At 69.1% G+C, this 1280-nt stretch carries 1 protein-coding gene; it reads left to right on the forward strand.

Features of this window, described 5'->3' with window-relative positions; genetic code table 11:
- The first annotated feature begins 70 nt into the window (after positions 1 to 70).
- A protein-coding gene (locus E9529_RS21405; protein ID WP_236833275.1) for an IS3 family transposase occupies positions 71 to 1248 on the forward strand; the annotation gives its coding sequence in 2 pieces (ribosomal slippage) (positions 71 to 355 and positions 358 to 1248; 1176 coding nt in all).
- The last annotated feature ends 32 nt before the right edge of the window (positions 1249 to 1280 follow it).

Genomic DNA, 1280 nt, shown 5'->3' on the forward strand with positions numbered 1-1280 from the left:
CGGGACTGCTGCACGGATAGGTGACATCTGATCTGTGGTGCCGAGAGGTGCCGCTGGAAGGATGTTCACCGTGCCCAAGCCCTACCCCAAGGAGTTCCGCGACGACGTCGTGAGCGTCGCCCGCAACCGTGAGCCGGGCCAGCACCTGAAGCAGATCGCGGCCGACTTCGGGATCAGCGAGTCGTGCCTGACGAACTGGATGAAGGCCGCCGACGTCGAGGACGGGGTCAAGCCCGGGACCACGGCGGCGGAGAACGCCGACCTGCGTGAGGCCCGCAAGCGGATCCGGCTGCTCGAGCAGGAGAACGAGGTCCTGCGCCGGGCGGCGGCCTACCTGTCCCAGGCGAACCTGCCGGGAAAATGATCTACCCGCTCGTCCGAGAGCTGGCCGTCGACGGGATCCCCGTCGCGGTGACGTGCCGGGTCCTGAAGATCGCCCGCCAGCCCTACTACCGGTGGCTGGCAGCACCGGTCACCGCCAGCGAACTCGTCCAGGCGCATCGGGCCAACGCGCTGTTCGACGCGCACCGCGACGACCCGGAGTTCGGCTACCGGCTGCTCGTCGACGAAGCCGCCGCCGGCGGGCAGCCGATGGCCACGCGCACCGCGTGGGCGATCTGTGCGGCCAACCGCTGGTGGAGCGCGTTCGGCAAGCCCCGCCGGGGCAAGGGCGGCCGCCCGGGTCCGCCGGTGCACGACGACCGGGTCAACCGGGTCTTCACCGCCGAGGCGCCCAACGCCGTCTGGTTGACCGACATCACCGAACACGCCACCGCCGAGGGCAAGCTCTACCTGTGCGCGATCAAGGACGTGCACTCCAACCGGATCGTCGGCTACTCCATCGACTCCCGGATGAAGTCCCGGCTCGCCGTCACCGCCCTCAACAACGCCGTCGCCCGCCGCCATGCCGACGGCGCCGACGTGGCCGGCTGCATCGTGCACTCGGACCGCGGCTCGCAATTCCGAAGCCGGAAATTCGTCCACGCCCTCAACCGGCATCAGCTGTCCGGGTCGATGGGCAGAGTCGGCGCCGCCGGCGACAACGCCGCCATGGAGAGCTTCTTCGCACTGCTCCAGAAGAACGTGCTCGACCGCCAGCACTGGCGCACTCGACACGAGCTGCGGATCGCGATCGTCACCTGGATCGAACGGACCTACCACCGGCGACGCCGCCAGGACGCCCTCGGTCGACTCACGCCCATCGAGTACGAGACCATCACACCCACACTGGCCGCTCAGGCTGCCTGACCCAACCTGTCACCTACTCGTGCAGCAGTCCC

It is taken from the genome of Blastococcus sp. KM273128 (assembly GCF_021698975.1).
In the GTDB taxonomy this organism is placed as follows: Bacteria; Actinomycetota; Actinomycetes; order Mycobacteriales; family Geodermatophilaceae; genus Blastococcus.